This window comes from Harryflintia acetispora (assembly GCA_004340125.1).
GTDB classification, from domain to species: domain Bacteria; phylum Bacillota; class Clostridia; order Oscillospirales; family Ruminococcaceae; genus Harryflintia; species Harryflintia acetispora.
The window spans coordinates 1-17,013 of sequence record SLUK01000003.1 but is presented as its reverse complement, the minus strand read 5'-3'; the positions used below and the strand labels follow the sequence as shown (position 1 = coordinate 17,013).

The following is a 17,013-nucleotide window of genomic DNA, read 5'->3' as shown; positions in this document are numbered from 1 at the left end:
ACACTGTTTTTAGTTGTGATATAATAAAAAATAGCTCTTTGAGCTATTTTTTAAAATTCTCATGGCCAGCCTACGTCCATGGCCAATTTTATTGCTTTGCTTACGCTGAGCTATATTTAAATTCTTATGGCTGTAGGCCGATCACCGGAGGGAACCACAGTTGTTTTTTGATAAGCTTGAACGGGTCATCCTGGTCACCGGGCACTACGGCAGCGGGAAGACCAATTTTTCCGTCAACCTGGCGCTGGATTTGCAGAAGGCGGGGCGGCGGGTGGCGGTGTGCGATCTGGACATCGTAAACCCCTATTTCCGCACGGCCGACTTCACCGGACTGCTGCAGCAACGCGGGATCGAGACGATCATGCCGCCGTTCGCCAACACCAACCTGGACATCCCGGTGCTGGGCGCGGGGGTGTCCGCCGCGCTGGGTGACCGGGAGAAAACCGTGATCGTGGATGTGGGCGGGGACGATGCGGGGGCCATTGCCCTCGGGCGGTACGCGCCCGAGATCGCGAAGCGCCCCTACAGCATGCTCTATGTCCACAACCATTACCGTTTCCTCGAAAACGGGGCCGAGGAAACCAAGGAAATATTGGACGGGATCAACGGAGCCGCGAGACTTACCTGCGGCTTCCTCGTCAACAACTCGAACCTCGGCGAGGAGACGAGCGCCGCAGTGATCCAAAGGGCTTTGGGGCCCGCGTGGGAGCTCTCCGCCCTGTGCGCGCTGCCCCTGCTTTGCACCACGGCCCCGCGCGCGCTTTGTGGGGAGCTGCAAAGTGTCGAGGATATTTACCCCATCGACCTGTATGTCGACAAGCCCTGGAACAGGCAGCATTTATAGATTATTCGATAAAGGAGGCATATGAAATGCCGAAAGTTACCATTGATGAGAACGTCTGCAAGGGCTGCGGCCTCTGCGTACATACCTGTCCCAAGAAGGTTTTGATTCTGGACCCGGACAGGCTCAACGCCAAAGGCTATAACCCGTCCATCGTCAAATTCGCCGATCTGTGCATCGGCTGCGGGATGTGCGGGATGATCTGCCCGGACAGCGCGATAACCGTAGAAAGGTAGTTGATTAGCAGTGAGCGAACGAGTTCTGATGAAGGGGAACGAGGCTCTGGCCGAGGCCGCCATCCGCGCGGGCTGCCGCCACTACTTCGGATACCCCATTACCCCGCAGACCGAGATCGCGGCCTATATGGCCAAGCGCATGCCCAAGGTCGGCGGAACCTTCCTGCAGGCCGAGTCCGAGGTCGCCGCCATCAACATGGTGCTCGGCGCGGCGGCCGCCGGCGTACGGGCGATGACCTCCTCCTCCTCGCCGGGGATCTCCCTCAAGAGCGAGGGCATTTCCTACATAGCCGCCTGCGACCTGCCCTGCCTGATCGTGGACGTGATGCGCGGCGGGCCGGGCCTGGGCGGGATCCAGCCCTCCCAGGCGGATTACTGGCAGGTCACGAGGGGCCTCGGGCACGGCGACAAGCAGCTACTGGTCTTCGCCCCCTCGACCGTGCAGGAGATGGTGGACACCGTCTTTAACGCTTACCACAAGGCCGACACCTACCGCATCCCCGCCGTCATCCTGGCGGACGGGATGCTCGGGCAGATGATGGAGCCGGTCTCCTTCCCGGACGAGGACAAGGCCGAGGCGATCGAAAAGCCCTGGGCCACCAACGGCCACAAGGGAAAGAGGACGCACAACATCGTCAATTCCCTGCTTTTAAAGCCTGAGCAGCTCGAGCAGACCGTCTTCGAGCGCGCCAAGCGCTATGAGCAGGTCAAGCAGAATGAACAGCTCTGGGAGGAATACAGGATGGAGGACGCCACCCTCGCGGTGGTGGCCTACGGCGCGAGCGCGCGCATCGCGATGAACGCGATCGACGCGGCGCGGGAAAGCGGCCTTCAGGTGGGCCTCATCCGCCCGATCAGCCTCTGGCCCTTCCCCGAGAAGGCGATCGAGGCGGCGGCAGGCAAGGTCCAGGGGTTCCTCTGCGTGGAAATGAGCATGGGCCAGATGATCGAGGACGTGCGCCTGGTGGTCAGCGGCCGTAAGCCGGTCGCGTTTTACGGGCGCACCGGCGGGATCATTCCGACCCCGGACGAGGTGCTCTGTGAGATCAAGAAGCTGATGGGAGGCGAGAGATAATGGCCATCGTATATAAGAAGCCCTCCACCCTGACCGACGCGACCCTCTCCTACTGCCCGGGGTGCACCCACGGGATCATCCAGAAGCTGGTCGCCGAGACCATCGAGGAGCTGGGGATCGACGGGATCACCATCGGCGTGGCGCCGGTCGGCTGCTCGGTCACGGCCTATGACTACTATACCTGCGACATGGTGCAGGCCGCCCACGGGCGGGCCCCCGCCGTCGCCACCGGGCTCAAGCGCTCGCTGCCCGACAACGTGGTTTTCACCTACCAGGGCGACGGGGACCTGGCCGCCATCGGCACCGCCGAGACGGTGCATGCCGCGACCCGGGGTGAAAACATCACCGTCATCTTCGTCAACAACGCCATTTACGGCATGACCGGCGGCCAGATGGCCCCGACCACCCTGCCCGGGCAGGTCACCCAGACCACCCCCTACGGGCGGGATCCGAAGGTGGCCGGCTGGCCGGTGCATGTGTGTGAGATGCTCGCCACCCTCGACGGGCCGGCCTATCTCGAGCGGGTGACCGTCTGCGACATCCCGAACATCCGCAAGGCCAAGGCCGCCATCAAGAAGGCCTTCCAGGCCCAGCTCGCGGGCAAGGGCTTCTCGATGGTCGAGGTGGTTTCCACCTGTCCGACCAACTGGGGCCTCACCCCGGTGGAGGCGCTGGATTGGCTCAAGGACAACATGCTGCCCTACTACCCGCTGGGGGTATACAAGGACAAAACCGGGGAGGGGGAAAACTGATGGCTGCGACAAACATTCTTCTTGCCGGCTTCGGCGGACAGGGGATCCTTTTCGCGGGAAAGGTGCTCGCCTACGCGGGGCTGATGGAGGAGCGCCAGGTCAGCTGGCTGCCCTCCTACGGCCCTGAGATGCGCGGGGGCACCGCCAACTGCAGCGTCTGCATTTCGGACCATCCCATCGGCTCGCCGCTGGTGCTCGCACCGGACATCCTGGTGGCGATGAACACCCCGTCCTATGACAAGTTCATCGACGCGGTGGTACCCGGTGGACTGGCCATCCTGGACAGCGCGCTGGTGGACCGCAGGTGCGAAAGAGAGGACATCACCGTCTGCTACGTCCCCGCCACCAGCCTCAGCAAGGAGCAGGGGCTCGACGGGCTCGCAAACATCATCCTGATCGGGAAGATGATTGCCGAGCGTCCCTTCGTGAGCAATGAGAGCATCGACAAAGCGATCGACAAGTGTGTGCCCGCGCGCAAGGCGCATTTAATTGACGCCAACAAGCGCGCCATCGCCCTGGGGGCGGCTCAATAACGTTTTACACCCCCCAACACCTATATAAATCCAAGGCCGCCGGAACGTCCGGCGGCCTTTTTGCAATTAAAATGACCGCAAGCAACGCATGCTTGCGGTCAGGATTTCTAGGCCTTTCCCCATAAACTGGGAAATTCAAAACAGTTTCATGGAAATTTTGACTTAATTTTACCATATACTTGCATTTTTTTCAAGCATCCCGGCTATTTTGCTCTCCTGCAGCCCGGTTCCCGCGCTTTGGCGACCGCAAGCATGCGTTTCTTGCGGTCATAAAGGAAGGGAAATATCCGATGAAAAAGATCAGGTTATACTGTCTCGCCGCGCTCGTCCTGCTGGGAACGCTCCTCACCGCCACTGCGGCGGCAGGGGCGCAGGCCGTAGGGTATCAGAGTGTGCGCGGGATCGAGGTGGAATTCACCCCCTCCCCCCGAACCGGGCGCTACCGGTTCGAGGTCTATGAGGCGGGGAGCCAGGAAACCGCCTGCTCCAAGTCCTTCGACTCGCTCACTGGAGAGCAGGCGGTTTTCCTGCCGGTCGAATGTCTGCCGGAAAAGACCTATACGATCAAGGTCACCGCCCTGCCCGAGCCGGGCCGCGAGGGGCTGGACGCCGCCGCGAGCAAGGAGCAGGCGTTCACACCCCAGCCGGTCTGCGGGCACGCCCTGGCCGAAGGAGGCTTCCTCTACGGCAGCGGCACGGCGGACGACCCCTATATCGTCTCCAGCCCCGCGCAGCTGCGACACCTCGACCACGATGCACACAGGCGGGCCGGACAGTACTTTCTCCAAAGTCGGGACATCGACCTGCTCGACCCTGCGTTTTACCGGGATGGGAGGCCCTACGACGCGGACAATGATTCTGGCAACGGCAACTGGGTGCCGATCGCCAAGGAGCATCTCAGCACTGACGGCTTCATCGGGCAATACGACGGCGGCGGTCATTCAGTGAAGAATCTGACTTATCACGCCACCTCCACCAATTGCAACGCAGCGCTCTTCGGCTACATCAGTGGCGGAAGCATTCAAAATCTCAGTGTGGAGAACTTCAATTTTTCCTGTGGAAATTTCGGCGCCGCAGGGTTTGTCGGCGCTTCCCACTACGCAATATCCGTACAACGCTGCCGGGCGGTCAACGGCACGCTCAAAGGGCCTTCCTGCGGCGGCATCAGCGGGTATTTTCACGCGTCATGGGGCAACGAGGTGGTGTCGGACTGCTACAGCGCCGGAATGCAAGTGACCATCACCAACTATGAGTCGCGCTACCACGCCGGCGGCGGGATTGCAGGACACATGTTCCGTAATCCCGGAAATTCTGTACAGCTGCGAAATGCCTACGCCATTCCAAATGCTATGGGAGGCGTGGTCACGCCCGGCGCCGTCTTAGGAAGCCGGTATTTGGATGCGGCTGTTTCTGAAAACTATGGCTCGGTTTCGGATTCCTATTATTTGTCCGGCTCCGCCAGCTATGGAATCGGTTCCCCGGCCTCGAACAGCGGAGCCGCACCCCTCGGAGAAGCCGCTTTCGCCGCCGAGAGCTCCTTCCCCGGCTGGGACTTCGTGGACACCTGGACGATGGGAGAAGTGACCTATACCGATGCCTCGGGCAGCGAGCGCACCATCTCAGCTCCGGTCCTCCAGGTCTTCGAGCGTCAAAAAAACAGCGCGCGGATACAAAGCGCCGCGCCTCTGAAAGAAGCCTCCATCGGCCTTTCGGATTAGGATTGCGGACATAAAAAAGACCGCGAGCAAGGCTTGCTGGCGGTCTTATCTGTTAATGGAATGCTCAAAAACCCAGAGAAAAGAACAGGAATCCTGGAAAAACTACCTTAATTTTACCATATCCTTGAAAATTTTACAAGCATTTTGCCCCTTTGCCTCCATCGAGGGTAGGAATCCCGCCCTGACTTGACCGCATGCAAGCCTTTCTAGCGGTCAAGAAGGCGAGGGAGATTGATGAAACGATTGGGATTTTGTGCGCTACTGCTCCTGCTGCTTTGGCTGGCGCTGCCCACTGCGGCGGCAGGGGCGCAGGCCGCAGGGTATCAGAGCGTGCGTGGGATCGAGGTGGAATTCACCCCCTCCCCTCGAACCGGGCGCTACCGGTTCGAGGTCTATGAGGCGGGGAGCCAAGAGGCTGTCTGCTCCAAGTCCTTCGACTCGATCACCCGAGCGCAGACGGTTTTCCTGCCGGTCGAATGCCTGCCGGAAAAGACCTATACGATCAAGGTCACCGCCCTGCCCGAGCCGGGCCGCGAGGGGCTGGATACCGCCTCGAGCAAGGAGCAGGTGTTCACACCCCAGCCGGTCTGCGGGCATACCGCGGCGGAGGGCGGCTTCCTCTACGGCAGCGGCACGGCGGACGATCCCTATATCGTCTCCTGCCCCGCACAGCTGCGCCACCTCGACCACGACGCGCACAGGCGGGCCGGACAGTACTTTCTCCAAAGCCGGGACATCGACCTGCTCGATCCCACGTTTTACCGGGATGGGAGGCCCTTTGATGCGGACAGCGACCCCGACAACGGCAACTGGGTGCCGATCGCCAAGCAACACTCTGCCAATACCGGTTTCATCGGGCAGTACGACGGCGCGGGTCATTCCCTATACAATCTGAGCTACTGCGCCACAGGCAACGCGACGGATATGGGCACATACGGTTATGATTCAGGGGTCTTCGGCTATGTCTCCGAGGGCATCATTCAAAATTTTGGGGTCGAAAACTTCTCGTTCTCCGGAAAGTTGTTCGGCGCTGGTGGGATTGTCGGCGCCTCTCATTATAATGCCAGCATCCGGGGCTGCCGGGCCATCAACGGAACCCTTGAGGCCCCCTCCTGTGGAGGCATCGCGGGCTATTTTCATGCCTCAAGCGGCAACCTGGCGCTTTCCGATTGTTACAGTGCGGGTGTCGAAGTAAAAATTACCATCTCTAATTCAAGTTATACCTATCATGCGGGCGGCGGCATCGCCGGGTATCTCTTTTGCAGCACGGGCTATTCTGCGCAGCTGCACAATTCTTATTCGCTCCCCAATGCCATGGGCGGCACCGCCGTCCCCGGCGCAGTGGTGGGAAGCCGCCTGCTCCACTCCTCCTTCAACTATGGCTCGGTTTCGGATTCCTATTATTTGTCCGGCTCCGCCAGCTATGGGATCGGTTCCCCGGCCTCGAACAGCGGAGCCGCACCCCTCGGAGAAGCCGCTTTCGCCGTCGAGAGCTCCTTCCCCGGCTGGGACTTTACGGACACCTGGACGATGGGAGAAGTGACCTATACCGACGCCTCAGGCAGCGAGCGCACCACCTCAGCCCCGGTGCTCCAGGCCTTCGAGCGCCGCGAAAGCGGCGCGCGGACGCAAGGCGCGGCTTCGCCGGAAAGGGCCTCCATCGGCCTTTCCCAATAAAGAGAACAAAGAAGGGCAGCCCGTCGGCTGCCCTTTTTTGTATTTCTTTATTCCGCGGCTTTCATTTTCTCGATGTACTTGACCACGTCGCCCACAGTCTTGATGGTCTGGATGTCCTCATCCGGAATCTCGGTATCGAACTCGTTCTCCAGCTCCATGACCAGATCCACGAGATCCAGCGAATCGGCGCCCAGATCCTCGGTGATGGAAGCCTCCATGGTGACCAGCTCGGCATCGACGTCCAGCTGCTCGACTAAGAGCTGACGTACCTTCTCAAAAATATCCATTGATTTTCCTCCTGATTATCTGTTTTTAAATATCAAACAACCGGGTTTATTCGGTGTATTCCCCGATTAATCTAAACTTATCATATCGTTTCTGTAACAAAATATCAATAGGCAATTTGTTTAATTTTAACAGAGTGCTCCGTAGATATTCAGCGATATTACTAGCCATCAGAGGCGGGTTCATATGCGCCCCGCCGGCAGGTTCGGCAATGATCGCCTCGGCAATCTTCATTTCTACCAGGTCGGGCGCGGTGATCTTCATCAGATTGGCCGCCTCCTTTTCCCGGCTCGGGTCCTTCCAGAGGATGCTGGCAAATCCCCGCGGGGAGATGACCGAATAGACCGCGTTGGAGAGCATGGCCAGCTCGTCGCAGACACCCAGCGCCAGCGCGCCGCCGCTGCCGCCCTCGCCCAGCACGATGGACACGATGGGGGTACGCAGCTGCATGAGCTCCATCAAATTTCGGGCGATCGCCTCGCCCTGCCCGCGCTCCTCGGCGCCCACGCCGCAGAACGCGCCGGGGGTGTCGATGAAACAGATCACCGGACGGTGAAACTTCTCGGCCTGCTTCATCAGCCGCAGGGCCTTACGGTACCCCTCGGGATGGGGCATGGAGAAGTTGGAGCGCTTGTTTTCCTCGAGGTTGTGGCCCTTGACCTGGGCGATGACGGTGACGGGCATCTCGTCTATCTTGGCGATCCCGCCCCAGATGGCATGGTCGTCACCGAAGCAGCGGTCGCCGTGCAGCTCGTAGTGCCGGTCAAAGATCATCGGGATATAGTCGGTCGCGGTGGGCCGGGTCTTCTCCCGCACGATCTGCAGGCGGTCCCACGCGCTGGGCTGTGCAGTTTTAGCCATTCTCGCCCACCTCCCCGGCCGGTTTTTCAATGTGCATTTTCAGGATATGCCCAAGGGTGCGGCGCAGCTGGTGGCGCGAGACGATCATATCCACGAATCCATGCTCGAGCAGGAATTCCGCCGTCTGGAAGTCGTCCGGCAGCTTTTCCTTGATGGTCCCCTCGATCACCCTGCGCCCCGCAAAGCCCACGAGCACCTTCGGCTCGGCGATGATGATGTCCCCGAGGGACGCGAAGCTCGCGGTCACCCCGCCGGTGGTGGGGTCGGTGAGCACCGTGATATAGAGCAGCCCCTCCGCATTGTGGCGCGAAACGGCGCCGGCCGTCTTGGCCATCTGCATGAGCGAGATGATCCCCTCCTGCATGCGCGCCCCGCCCGAGGCGGTGAAGAGGATGACCGGCAGCCGGAGCTTTGCAGCGTGCTCGAAGGCGCGCGCGATCTTCTCCCCCACCACCGAGCCCATCGAGGCCATCAGAAAGCGGGAGTCCATGATCCCAATCACGCAGGGATGCCCCTTGATGGTGCATTCCCCGGTGAGGATGGCATCCCGAAGGCCGGTGCTCCTTTGCAGCTGCTCGAGCTTTTTGGGATAGTTGCGGAACTCCAAGGGGTTGACGCTCTTCATGTCCGGGTCGAGCTCCACAAAGGAATCCGGATCGGCGGTCAGCGCCAGCCGCTCGAAGGCGGAGAGCCTGGAGTGGTACGAGCAGCTCGCGCAGACCTTGTGGTTCTTTTCATAGTCGTCCATCATCACCACGTTGCCGCAGCGCGGGCAGCGCCAGAGCAGGTCGGTCGGGACGTTTACCTTCTTGTCGGCGGCCGAGATGATGGGCATGGCGACCCGGCTTTTGACCTGCTGGAACAGTTCCTGGATCAAGCACAGTCACTCCTTTCGTGAAAGCCGGGGCCTATTGCTCCAGCTTGCGTGTTAGATAGCCGTTGTCATAATCCCCGGCGATAAAGTTGGGGTCCGCGATAATCGAGAGCTGATAGTCGATGTTGGTCTGCACCCCGTCAACCAAGAACTCGGCCAGCGCCCAGCGCATCTTGGCGATGGCCTCCATGCGCGTCGGCGCGTAGGCGATCAGCTTGGCGATCATCGAATCGTAGTACGGGGTGATGGTGTAGCCCGCATAGACCGAGGAATCAATCCGGATCCCCGGGCCGCCGGGCATGTAGAGGGAGCTCACCTCGCCCGGGCAGGGCCGAAAGCCGTGCGCGGGGTCCTCGGCGTTGATCCGGCACTCGATGGCATGGCCCTGCGGGGCGATCTCCTCCTGCCTAAAGGTGATCGGCTCGCCCGCCGCGATACGGATCTGCTGCTTGACCAGGTCCACCCCGTAGACCATCTCGGTGATGGGGTGCTCGACCTGTATCCGGGTGTTCATCTCCATGAAATAGAAGTTGCCCTCCCCGTCCAGCAGGTACTCCACCGTCCCGGCGTTCTTGTATCCCACCGCCCTGGCGGCGGCGAGGGAGGCCTCGCCCATTTTTTGACGCAGCGCGGGGGTCATCTGGGGCGAGGGGCAGGGCGTCTCCTCGAGCACCTTCTGGTTGCGCCGCTGCAGCGAGCAGTCCCGCTCGCCGAAGTGCACGGCGTTGCCGTGCTCGTCGCAGAGGATCTGCACCTCCACATGGCGGGGGTTCTCGATAAACTTTTCTAAGTACACCTCGGCGCTGCCGAAGAAATTGAGCGCTTCCTGCTGCGCGGCGGTATAGGCCTTCTCAAGCTCCTGCTCGTCCATCACCTTGCGGATTCCCCGTCCGCCGCCGCCGGCGCTGGCCTTGACCATCACCGGATAGCCGATCTCCCGTGAGATCGCCTTGGCGTCCTCCAGGGAGCGCACCACCCCGTCCGAGCCGGGAATCACCGGCACGCCGGCGCGCTTCATGGTAATCTTGGCCTGGGCCTTGTCGCCCATGCGCTCTATACTCTCCGCGTCCGGACCGATAAACTTGATGTCGCAGCGCTGCAACAGCCGCGCAAAGGCCGCGTTCTCGGACAAAAACCCAAAGCCCGGATGGACCGCATCCGCGCCGGTGACCTCGCAGGCCGAAACGATGGCCCGCATATCGAGATAACTCTCCTTGGTCGGGGCGGGGCCGATACAGACCGTTTCATCCGCAATCTGGGCGTGCAACGCCTGGCGGTCCGCCGTCGAGCAAACCGCCACCGTGCGCACTCCAAGCTCGCGGCAGGCGCGTATGATCCGCACTGCGATCTCGCCGCGGTTGGCAATCAGGACTTTATCAAACATAACCGACACACCTTGCTGTAAAAAATATAAAGCCTACTGGTCGTTGGCTTCGGAGTAAGCGAAGGTCATCTCACAGGTGACCGCCCGCTTGCCGTCCACCGTGGCAGTCCCCTTGCCGACCCCGATCGAGGCGCGGGCTTGCGCAATCTCAACCTCCAGGCGCAGAGTCTCCCCCGGCAGCACCTGGCGGCGGAAGCGCGCCTTGTTCACCCCGGCGAAGAGCGGAATCTTCCCCTCGTTACCCTTGACGCTCATCCCGCAGACGGCGGCCGTCTGGGCGAGCATCTCGACCATCAGCACCCCGGGGGTCACCGGGTAGCCGGGATAGTGCCCCTCAAACCAGAAGCTGTCCGGCGCAATGTATTTCTGCGCCACGCAGCGCACCCCGGGCTCGAGCTCGAGCACCTCGTCGATCAAAAGAAAGGGATCGCGGTGCGGGATGATTTTCTTGATCTGTTCCTTATCCATCAAAGCCATTTACTGCTTGCCTCCTATTCCATGCGCAGGATGCGCTGGCCGTACTCCACCGGAGTGCCCGACTCGAGCAGCACCTCGGCCACCACGCCGTCGCACTCGCTGGTGACCTCGTTCATCAGCTTCATCGACTCGATGATGAAGAGCACGTCCCCCTTGTGCACCACGCTGCCGGCCTGCACGAAGGGCGCCTGGTCCGGCGCGGGCGCGGCATAGAAGGTGCCCACGATCGGGGAGGTCACATAGCTGCCCTCGTCCCCCGCAGCCGCCTGAGGCTCCGCCTCGGGCACGGGCTGCGCCGCCGCGGCCGCGGCGGGGGCCGGAACGCTCACAAAAGTCTCGCCGCACTCGCGGCGCAGTTTCAGGGAATACTCCCCTTCGCCGATCTCCAGCCGGGTGAGGGAATTGTCCGCAAAGGCCTTGATCAGTTCCTTGATCTCCTGCACCGAATAGCTCATTCCTCGTTACCTCCCGCCTCTTCCTCGTACTTCTTAAAGCACAGGGACGCATTATGTCCGCCGAAGCCCAGGGCGTTGGACAGCGCAAAGCGCAGCTTGTGCTCCTCCCTGGCGCCCCCGGTCACGTAATCCAGGTCGCACTCCTCGTCCGGCACCTTGTAGCCCACGGTGGGCGGGATAATCCCACTCTGGACCGCCTTGACGCAGGCGATCGCCTCGATGGCGCCCGCCGCGCCGAGCATATGCCCGGTCATCGACTTGGTCGAGCTGACGGCGAGCTTCTTTGCGTGCGCGCCGAAGGTGGCCTTGATCGCCCTGGTCTCATACAGGTCGTTGAGCGGGGTGGAGGTGCCGTGCGCATTGATGTAGCCCACGTTCTCGCAGGCGATCTGCCCCTCCTCGATCGCCAGCTCCATCGCCTTGGAGGCGCCGAGCCCCTGCGGGTCCGGGCTGGTGATGTGATAGGCGTCGCAGGTCGCGCCGTAGCCGATCAGCTCGCCGTAGATTTTCGCTCCGCGCGCCTTGGCGTGCTCGAGCTCCTCCAAAAAGAGGATCCCCGCGCCCTCGGCCATCACGAAGCCGCTGCGCTCCTTGTCAAACGGGATGGACAGCCGGTCCGGATCGGTGGATTTGGTGAGGGTCCCCATGTTGTTGAAGCCCGCCATCGAAAACCGCTCGAGGGAGGCCTCGCTCCCCCCCGCCAGGGCACAGTCGAGGTAGCCGTGCTTGATGTTGCGGAACGCTTCCCCGATGGCGTGCGCGCCCGAGGAGCAGGCGGTGACGGTGCAGAAGTTGGCGCCCTTATACCCCAGCTCGATGGCGATGGAACCCGCGGCCATGTTGGAGATCATCATCGGGATAAAGAAGACCGACACCCGCGAGGGGCCCTTTTCGATGTACTTGGTGTGCTCGGTGTTGATGGTGTTGAAGCCCCCGATCCCGCTGCCGACGATCACGCCGACCCGAAACGGGTCCTCCCCCTCGAGCGAATAGCCCGACATCCCGACCGCCTGCCTTGCCGCGATCACCGCAAACTGGGTGAAGCGGTCCATGCGGCGGGCCTCCTTCTTGCCGATCCCGTGCTCCACCGGGTCAAAATTATGAATCTGCGCGGCATAGGTGATCCCCATGTCCTCGCTCTCAAAGCCTTCGATCTTGCGAAAGCCGTGCTTGCCGGCTATCATGCTCTGCCACATACTGTCGGCGTCCATCCCGATCGGGGAGAGCGCGCCCATGCCGGTAACGACTACTCTTCTCATACTAATAACCATTCCTTTCCCGAGAATTCACACCGGTTCCGGCTCTGCCGAACTGGCGGCCCGGGGACCGCCAAGGTGAAAATTCCGTGAGTTTGAAAGATTTGTCTTTCAAACCTTCACATCATCATGCCGCCGTCGATCACGATCACCTGGCCGGTGATGTACGACGCATTCTCCGATGCCAGAAACGACACGGTATTGGCAATATCCTCCACCTGGCCGAAATGCCCGAGCGGGATCTGGGCGAGGATCTTCTCCTTGAGCTCATCCGAAAGCACATCGGTCATGGCGCTTTTGATGAATCCCGGCGCGACCGCGTTGACGGTGATCCCGCGGGGCCCGAGCTCCTTGGCGGCGGTGAGGGTCATCCCCACAATGGCCGCCTTGGAGGCGGAATAGTTGAACTGCCCGGGGTTCCCGTAGAGCCCCGCCACCGAGGAGACGTTGATGATCCGCCCGCTGCGCTGGCGCATCATCACGGCCCCGGCAAATTTGCAGATGTTAAAGACGCTCTTTTGGTTGACCGCGATAACCTTGTCGTACTGCTCCTCTTTCATCCTGACGAGCAGGCCGTCCGCCGTGATCCCGGCGTTGTTGACCACCACGTCGAGCGAGCCGAAGCGCTCCTTGATGGCCTTAATCATCTCATCGCACTGGGCGTGGACCGACACGTCGGCGATGAAGCACTCGGCCTCCACCCCGCGCTGCCGGCACTCCGCGGCGACGGCTTCGCCGTGGGTGTCGCGGTTGTATTCGTCCAGGCAGTTGATGGCGACGTTCATCCCATCATCGGCCAGCCGCCGCGCGATGGCCGCGCCGATCCCCTGGCTGCCTCCGGTAATCAATGCTGTTTTAGCCAAATTGCATTCCCCTTTTTCTAATCCTTATAAACTGCCGCCAACTTTCGGCGGCTTCCCTGCGCCGTTTGAACCCATTCTAACAGAACTCGGACACAAAGAAAAGTGGTTCCGATAAATATTACTACCAATTAAAAACCGACGCGCCGTAGGTCAGCCCCGCGCCGAAGCCCACCACCGCGATGGTGTCCCCGCGCTTAACAGCGCCCTCGCGCACCGCCTCGTCCAGCGCGATCGGGATGCTGGCGGAGGAGGTGTTGCCGTATTTGTCGATGTTGAGATAGGCCTTCTCCATCGGCAGGTGCAGATGCTTCATGGCGGTCTGCACGATCCGCACGTTGGCCTGGTGCGGGATGATCAGGTCGAGCTCCTCCGGCGCGATCCCCATCTTTTCGCAGGCCTTCCCGATCGCCAGCGGCATGACGCTGGTGGAGAACTTATAGACCTCCTTGCCGTTCATATGGATGAACCCGTCCTCGGCATAATCGAAGGACTTGTGCCCGTTCCGCCCGGTTTCGGTCTCGAAAGGGGTCTGCGGATAGACGCTGGCGGCGTAAAGGAACTGCGCGCCGTCGCCGTCCGCTCCCATATAGGAGGCGAACTTATTTTCCCCCCGGCTCACCACGCAGGCGCCCGCGCCGTCCCCGAAGAGCACGCAGGTCGAGCGGTCGGTAAAGTCCGCGATGTGCGAGAGGGTCTCGGCGCTGACCACCAGCGCGTGCTCGATCTCCCCGCAGGAGATGTAACGGTAGGCCAGGTCCAAAGCGTGCACAAAGCCGCTGCAGGCGCAGCTGATGTCCAGGCAGAAGGCGTTTTTAGCCCCGATGGCCTGCTGCACCAGGCAGGCGACCGACGGGGTGTGAAAGTCCGGCGTGATGGTGCTGCAGACGATCATTCCGATGTCCGAAGCACTCCCGTCAAATCCCTCGAGCGCATGCCTCGACGCCTCGGCGGCCATGTAGGAGGTGGGCTCCCCCCCAGCCATGCACCGGGTCTTGATCCCGGTCCTGGTCGAAATCCACTCGTCGTTGGTCTCCACAATTTTTGCCATGTCGTCGTTGCTGACGACCGTCTGCGGGATATAACGCCCCGTGCTGACGATGGTCATTCCATTCAATAAAAGGACCCCCTTGAATTTATGTTAGGATTCTGGTAATATTTAAAAGAAATGTAACAGTTGTTAATGTAACGCATGTTACGATTATCATACCGATTTTTGACAGGGATGTCAATAGATATTTTTTGAACAAGTGGGCAAAAGGAGTAAAAATATGGAAAATCTTTCGGTTTTATTCTGTGGCCAGGGGTCGCAGGCGCCCGGAATGGGCAAAGAGCTTTGCGACAACTTCGCCTCGGCGCGGGAAATTTTCGAGTGCGGGAGCGACATTCTGGGGTTCGACCTGCAAAAAACCTGCTTCGAGGGGGACGAGGCCGCCCTCGCCCCGACCGCGGTGGCGCAGCCGGCCATCTTCGCGGTATCCCTGGCGGGGTACCGGGTGCTGGAGCGGGAGCTGGGGCTCGCGCCCTTCTGCGTCGGCGGGCATTCGCTGGGCGAATACGGCGCGCTGAGCGCCGCCGGGGTCTGGAGCATGGAGGACGGCTTTCGCGTCATCAAGGCGCGGGCCGCCGCGATGGAACGCGCGGCGCAGAGCGCCGGGGGCGTGATGTTCGCCATCATCGGGCTGGATGAAAGCACCGTCGAGCGGGTCTGCGAAGAAACAGAAGGATATGTGCTGCCGGTCAACTACAACTCCCCCATCCAGACGGTGATCGCCGGGGAAAATGGGCCCGCCGAGGCGGCGGTGCAAAAATTCCAGGAGCTGGGGGCCAAGGCGGTCAAGCTCGGGGTAGCCAGCGCCTTCCATACCAAGCTCATGCAGAGCGCGGCCGACGAATTTTGCGAAGCGGTGCGGGGAATCCCCTATAACCGGCCGGCGCTGCCCTTCTACTCCAACCGGGATGGGGAGTGCATGGAGGACTTCGGCGACCTGTACGGCTATCTGCACGCGCATATGCTCTCCCCCGTCCTCTTCACCCGGGAGCTCATGGCCATGCAGCGCGACGGCGCGGCGCTTTTTGTCGAGGTGGGTCCCGGCAAGGTGGTAAGCGGCCTTGTCAAGCGCACGCTGAAAGGGACCAAGCCCATTAGCCTGGAGAACCTGTCCGGCGTGGAAAAACTGAAGGCGCTTCTGAATTAGTTTTTCAAAAGGCTGCGGGGCCGCTTCCTGTTTTGGAAGCGGCCCCGCTTTTGTGGCTGCATTAGGGGTTGAGGATGATAGCTGCGCGCGGTGAAACATCTGTATTATAGCAATAGCCCTGCGTTATTTGCCCGGTATCCTTTCGGACTATACAGACTCCGATATTTCCATATGCGTTGAGATATGGACTTCTGGTCCAGCTATTTATTCCGTTAAATACTGTCTTAATATAGCTATAGTTAGAGTATGTTTGACCTGCCATGTTGAAAATTTGTAATTGCCGCAGTTCTCCGGGTCCGCTCCCCACATAGGCGGGTCTTCCACTGGCGCCATATATTTCACCTGTGCTCGGTAGCCAGACTCGATTATTGCCTCCTAATCCCTTATGTACTGCCAGTTTGCTTTTATAGCTTCCTAACTCCTCGTAAAAGGTATCATTAAGATATTGCTGTATCTCGCTGCCCTCCCAGTTGCGGGAGTTCGCCGCAAAACGCCGGTACGCTACATTTCCCCTTTGCAACAACACCACCGACCCAGCATTGCCGCCGTAGTCCGAACCGTTACTGTCCGCCAGCCACCAAGTCTTTCCTCCCCAGGAAATTTCTGACCCGGCCGCCGTGCTGACCAAGATGTTTTTTTCGGCAAATTTTCCGCTCCCGTCATTAGCAGAGGCGCGTATCGTAACATTGCCGAATGCCTTAGCGCTCACTGCCCCCACACTGCTTACAGAAGCATAATCGCTGCCTGAAACGATACTCCAGGTAACATCGCGGTTGAGTGCCGTGGACGGCGCGACGTTTGCCGTTAGGCTCAGCGCACTCCCAACCAAGACGGAATTTTCACCGCTGATGGTAATGCCCGTGACCTTCTGGTCGGTCACGGTGACAGTGTAGGGCGTGCTGGTCACACCGTCAGCCGTGGCGGTGAAGGTGGCACTGCCCGCCGCGGTGGCGGTCACCAGCCCGGAAGCGTTGATGTTGATGCTGGCGCTGCCGCCGGTCTTCGCCCAGCTCACCGCTTTGAAGTGCGCATTGTCCGGCTTGACCGTCGCCGCAAGCTGGGTGGTGACGGTGGTCTTGTCGCTGGTGCGCACCAAGCTATTGGTGCCTGAGACGGTCACCGAGGTCACGGGGATCTTGTCTTTGACCGTGATGGTGCTGCTCCCGCTCTTGCCACCCACCGTGGCGGTGACAGTCGTGTTCCCCGGCGCGACCGCTGTCACCAGCCCGGTCTGGTTGACCGTCGCGGCGGCCGGGTTGCTGCTGCTCCAGACCGGGGCGGCGTTCGGGGTCACCGTGGCGGTCAGCTGGACCGTCCTTGGCTCGGCCAGGGTGTAGATGGTGTAGTTCCCGGGACTGACGCTCACGCTGCCGATGGTCACCACCGTAACGGTGCAGCTGGCCTTGTACTGCGCCGTATCCGGCGCACCCTTGATATGGGCGGTGATCGTCGTGCTGCCCACCGTCTTGCCGCTGGCGTCGATGGTGGCGCTGCGCCCGTCCGCCGCGACTGTCATCGCGGCGGCGCCGGG

At 60.9% G+C, this 17,013-nt stretch carries 18 protein-coding genes; 8 read left to right on the top strand and 10 right to left on the bottom strand.

The window, feature by feature from the left end; translation table 11 throughout:
* Nucleotides 1–160: 160 nt before the first annotated feature.
* The 7 genes from EDD78_RS04670 to EDD78_RS04640 all read left to right on the top strand — a co-directional run bounded on the left by EDD78_RS04670 (nucleotide 161) and on the right by EDD78_RS04640 (nucleotide 6,832).
* A complete protein-coding gene (locus tag EDD78_RS04670; protein WP_132084138.1) occupies nucleotides 161–844 on the top strand; it encodes a nucleotide-binding protein in 684 nt (227 codons plus the stop codon).
* 26 nt (nucleotides 845–870) lie between these two features.
* Nucleotides 871–1,077, top strand: a complete 207-nt coding sequence (locus tag EDD78_RS04665) for a 4Fe-4S dicluster domain-containing protein (protein WP_079698852.1) — start codon at nucleotides 871–873, stop codon at nucleotides 1,075–1,077.
* A 10-nt stretch (nucleotides 1,078–1,087) separates the two neighbouring features.
* Nucleotides 1,088–2,152, top strand: coding sequence for a 3-methyl-2-oxobutanoate dehydrogenase subunit VorB (locus EDD78_RS04660; protein ID WP_132084137.1), 1,065 nt, complete (start codon nucleotides 1,088–1,090; stop codon nucleotides 2,150–2,152).
* The gene (locus tag EDD78_RS04655; RefSeq protein ID WP_132084136.1) at nucleotides 2,152–2,904 is read left to right on the top strand and encodes a thiamine pyrophosphate-dependent enzyme; all 753 of its coding nucleotides are present in this window, start codon (nucleotides 2,152–2,154) and stop codon (nucleotides 2,902–2,904) included. The genes EDD78_RS04660 and EDD78_RS04655 overlap by 1 nt, the downstream gene beginning before the upstream one ends.
* A complete protein-coding gene (locus EDD78_RS04650; RefSeq protein WP_132084135.1) occupies nucleotides 2,904–3,437 on the top strand; it encodes a 2-oxoacid:ferredoxin oxidoreductase subunit gamma family protein in 534 nt (177 codons plus the stop codon). The genes EDD78_RS04655 and EDD78_RS04650 overlap by 1 nt, the downstream gene beginning before the upstream one ends.
* A gap of 290 nt (nucleotides 3,438–3,727) precedes the next feature.
* Nucleotides 3,728–5,155, top strand: a complete 1,428-nt coding sequence (locus tag EDD78_RS04645; RefSeq protein ID WP_132084134.1) for a hypothetical protein — start codon at nucleotides 3,728–3,730, stop codon at nucleotides 5,153–5,155.
* Nucleotides 5,156–5,389: 234 nt separating this feature from the next.
* Nucleotides 5,390–6,832, top strand: a complete 1,443-nt coding sequence (locus EDD78_RS04640; RefSeq protein ID WP_132084133.1) for a hypothetical protein — start codon at nucleotides 5,390–5,392, stop codon at nucleotides 6,830–6,832.
* Between the two features lie 47 nt (nucleotides 6,833–6,879).
* Here the strand turns inward: EDD78_RS04640 and EDD78_RS04635 are convergent, their stop codons facing one another.
* From EDD78_RS04635 to EDD78_RS04595, 9 genes are all read right to left on the bottom strand, one after another.
* Entirely contained in the window at nucleotides 6,880–7,119 is a 240-nt protein-coding gene (locus EDD78_RS04635; RefSeq protein WP_079698847.1) for an acyl carrier protein, read from the bottom strand.
* Nucleotides 7,120–7,165: 46 nt separating this feature from the next.
* Entirely contained in the window at nucleotides 7,166–7,978 is an 813-nt protein-coding gene (locus EDD78_RS04630; RefSeq protein WP_079698846.1) for an acetyl-CoA carboxylase carboxyltransferase subunit alpha, read from the bottom strand.
* Nucleotides 7,971–8,855: an acetyl-CoA carboxylase, carboxyltransferase subunit beta gene (accD, locus tag EDD78_RS04625; protein ID WP_434059180.1), complete on the bottom strand. Its 885-nt coding sequence runs from the start codon at nucleotides 8,853–8,855 to the stop codon at nucleotides 7,971–7,973. The genes EDD78_RS04630 and accD overlap by 8 nt, the downstream gene beginning before the upstream one ends.
* 31 nt (nucleotides 8,856–8,886) lie before the next feature.
* Nucleotides 8,887–10,236, bottom strand: coding sequence for an acetyl-CoA carboxylase biotin carboxylase subunit (accC, locus tag EDD78_RS04620; protein ID WP_079698845.1), 1,350 nt, complete (start codon nucleotides 10,234–10,236; stop codon nucleotides 8,887–8,889).
* A gap of 33 nt (nucleotides 10,237–10,269) precedes the next feature.
* Nucleotides 10,270–10,713, bottom strand: a complete 444-nt coding sequence (gene fabZ / locus EDD78_RS04615; RefSeq protein ID WP_079698844.1) for a 3-hydroxyacyl-ACP dehydratase FabZ — start codon at nucleotides 10,711–10,713, stop codon at nucleotides 10,270–10,272.
* 14 nt (nucleotides 10,714–10,727) lie between these two features.
* Nucleotides 10,728–11,168, bottom strand: a complete 441-nt coding sequence (gene accB, locus EDD78_RS04610; RefSeq protein ID WP_079698843.1) for an acetyl-CoA carboxylase biotin carboxyl carrier protein — start codon at nucleotides 11,166–11,168, stop codon at nucleotides 10,728–10,730.
* A complete protein-coding gene (gene fabF / locus EDD78_RS04605; protein ID WP_079698842.1) occupies nucleotides 11,165–12,427 on the bottom strand; it encodes a beta-ketoacyl-ACP synthase II in 1,263 nt (420 codons plus the stop codon). The genes accB and fabF overlap by 4 nt, the downstream gene beginning before the upstream one ends.
* 116 nt (nucleotides 12,428–12,543) lie before the next feature.
* The gene (gene fabG / locus EDD78_RS04600; protein ID WP_079698841.1) at nucleotides 12,544–13,287 is read right to left on the bottom strand and encodes a 3-oxoacyl-[acyl-carrier-protein] reductase; all 744 of its coding nucleotides are present in this window, start codon (nucleotides 13,285–13,287) and stop codon (nucleotides 12,544–12,546) included.
* Between the two features lie 121 nt (nucleotides 13,288–13,408).
* Nucleotides 13,409–14,392, bottom strand: coding sequence for a beta-ketoacyl-ACP synthase III (locus EDD78_RS04595; protein WP_079698840.1), 984 nt, complete (start codon nucleotides 14,390–14,392; stop codon nucleotides 13,409–13,411).
* Nucleotides 14,393–14,555: 163 nt separating this feature from the next.
* On the opposite strand from EDD78_RS04595, the gene EDD78_RS04590 reads away from it, so the two are divergent.
* Entirely contained in the window at nucleotides 14,556–15,482 is a 927-nt protein-coding gene (locus EDD78_RS04590; RefSeq protein WP_132084132.1) for an ACP S-malonyltransferase, read from the top strand.
* A 61-nt stretch (nucleotides 15,483–15,543) separates the two neighbouring features.
* Here the strand turns inward: EDD78_RS04590 and EDD78_RS04585 are convergent.
* Nucleotides 15,544–17,013: Ig-like domain-containing protein (locus tag EDD78_RS04585; RefSeq protein WP_207668653.1), on the bottom strand; the 1,470-nt coding region annotated here is incomplete at its 5' end.

Excerpts from the sequence above, each read along its gene's own strand:
- EDD78_RS04650 (WP_132084135.1), top strand. The coding sequence starts at position 2,904 with ATGGCTGCGACAAACATTCTTCTTGCCGGCTTCGGCGGACAGGGGATC.
- EDD78_RS04630 (WP_079698846.1), bottom strand. The coding sequence starts at position 7,978 with ATGGCTAAAACTGCACAGCCCAGCGCGTGGGACCGCCTGCAGATCGTG.
- accB (WP_079698843.1), bottom strand. The coding sequence starts at position 11,168 with ATGAGCTATTCGGTGCAGGAGATCAAGGAACTGATCAAGGCCTTTGCG.
- fabZ (WP_079698844.1), bottom strand. The coding sequence starts at position 10,713 with ATGGCTTTGATGGATAAGGAACAGATCAAGAAAATCATCCCGCACCGC.
- EDD78_RS04665 (WP_079698852.1), top strand. The coding sequence starts at position 871 with ATGCCGAAAGTTACCATTGATGAGAACGTCTGCAAGGGCTGCGGCCTC.
- accC (WP_079698845.1), bottom strand. The coding sequence starts at position 10,236 with ATGTTTGATAAAGTCCTGATTGCCAACCGCGGCGAGATCGCAGTGCGG.
- EDD78_RS04655 (WP_132084136.1), top strand. The coding sequence starts at position 2,152 with ATGGCCATCGTATATAAGAAGCCCTCCACCCTGACCGACGCGACCCTC.
- EDD78_RS04595 (WP_079698840.1), bottom strand. The coding sequence starts at position 14,392 with ATGACCATCGTCAGCACGGGGCGTTATATCCCGCAGACGGTCGTCAGC.
- EDD78_RS04590 (WP_132084132.1), top strand. The coding sequence starts at position 14,556 with ATGGAAAATCTTTCGGTTTTATTCTGTGGCCAGGGGTCGCAGGCGCCC.
- EDD78_RS04635 (WP_079698847.1), bottom strand. The coding sequence starts at position 7,119 with ATGGATATTTTTGAGAAGGTACGTCAGCTCTTAGTCGAGCAGCTGGAC.
- EDD78_RS04645 (WP_132084134.1), top strand. The coding sequence starts at position 3,728 with ATGAAAAAGATCAGGTTATACTGTCTCGCCGCGCTCGTCCTGCTGGGA.
- fabF (WP_079698842.1), bottom strand. The coding sequence starts at position 12,427 with ATGAGAAGAGTAGTCGTTACCGGCATGGGCGCGCTCTCCCCGATCGGG.
- EDD78_RS04640 (WP_132084133.1), top strand. The coding sequence starts at position 5,390 with ATGAAACGATTGGGATTTTGTGCGCTACTGCTCCTGCTGCTTTGGCTG.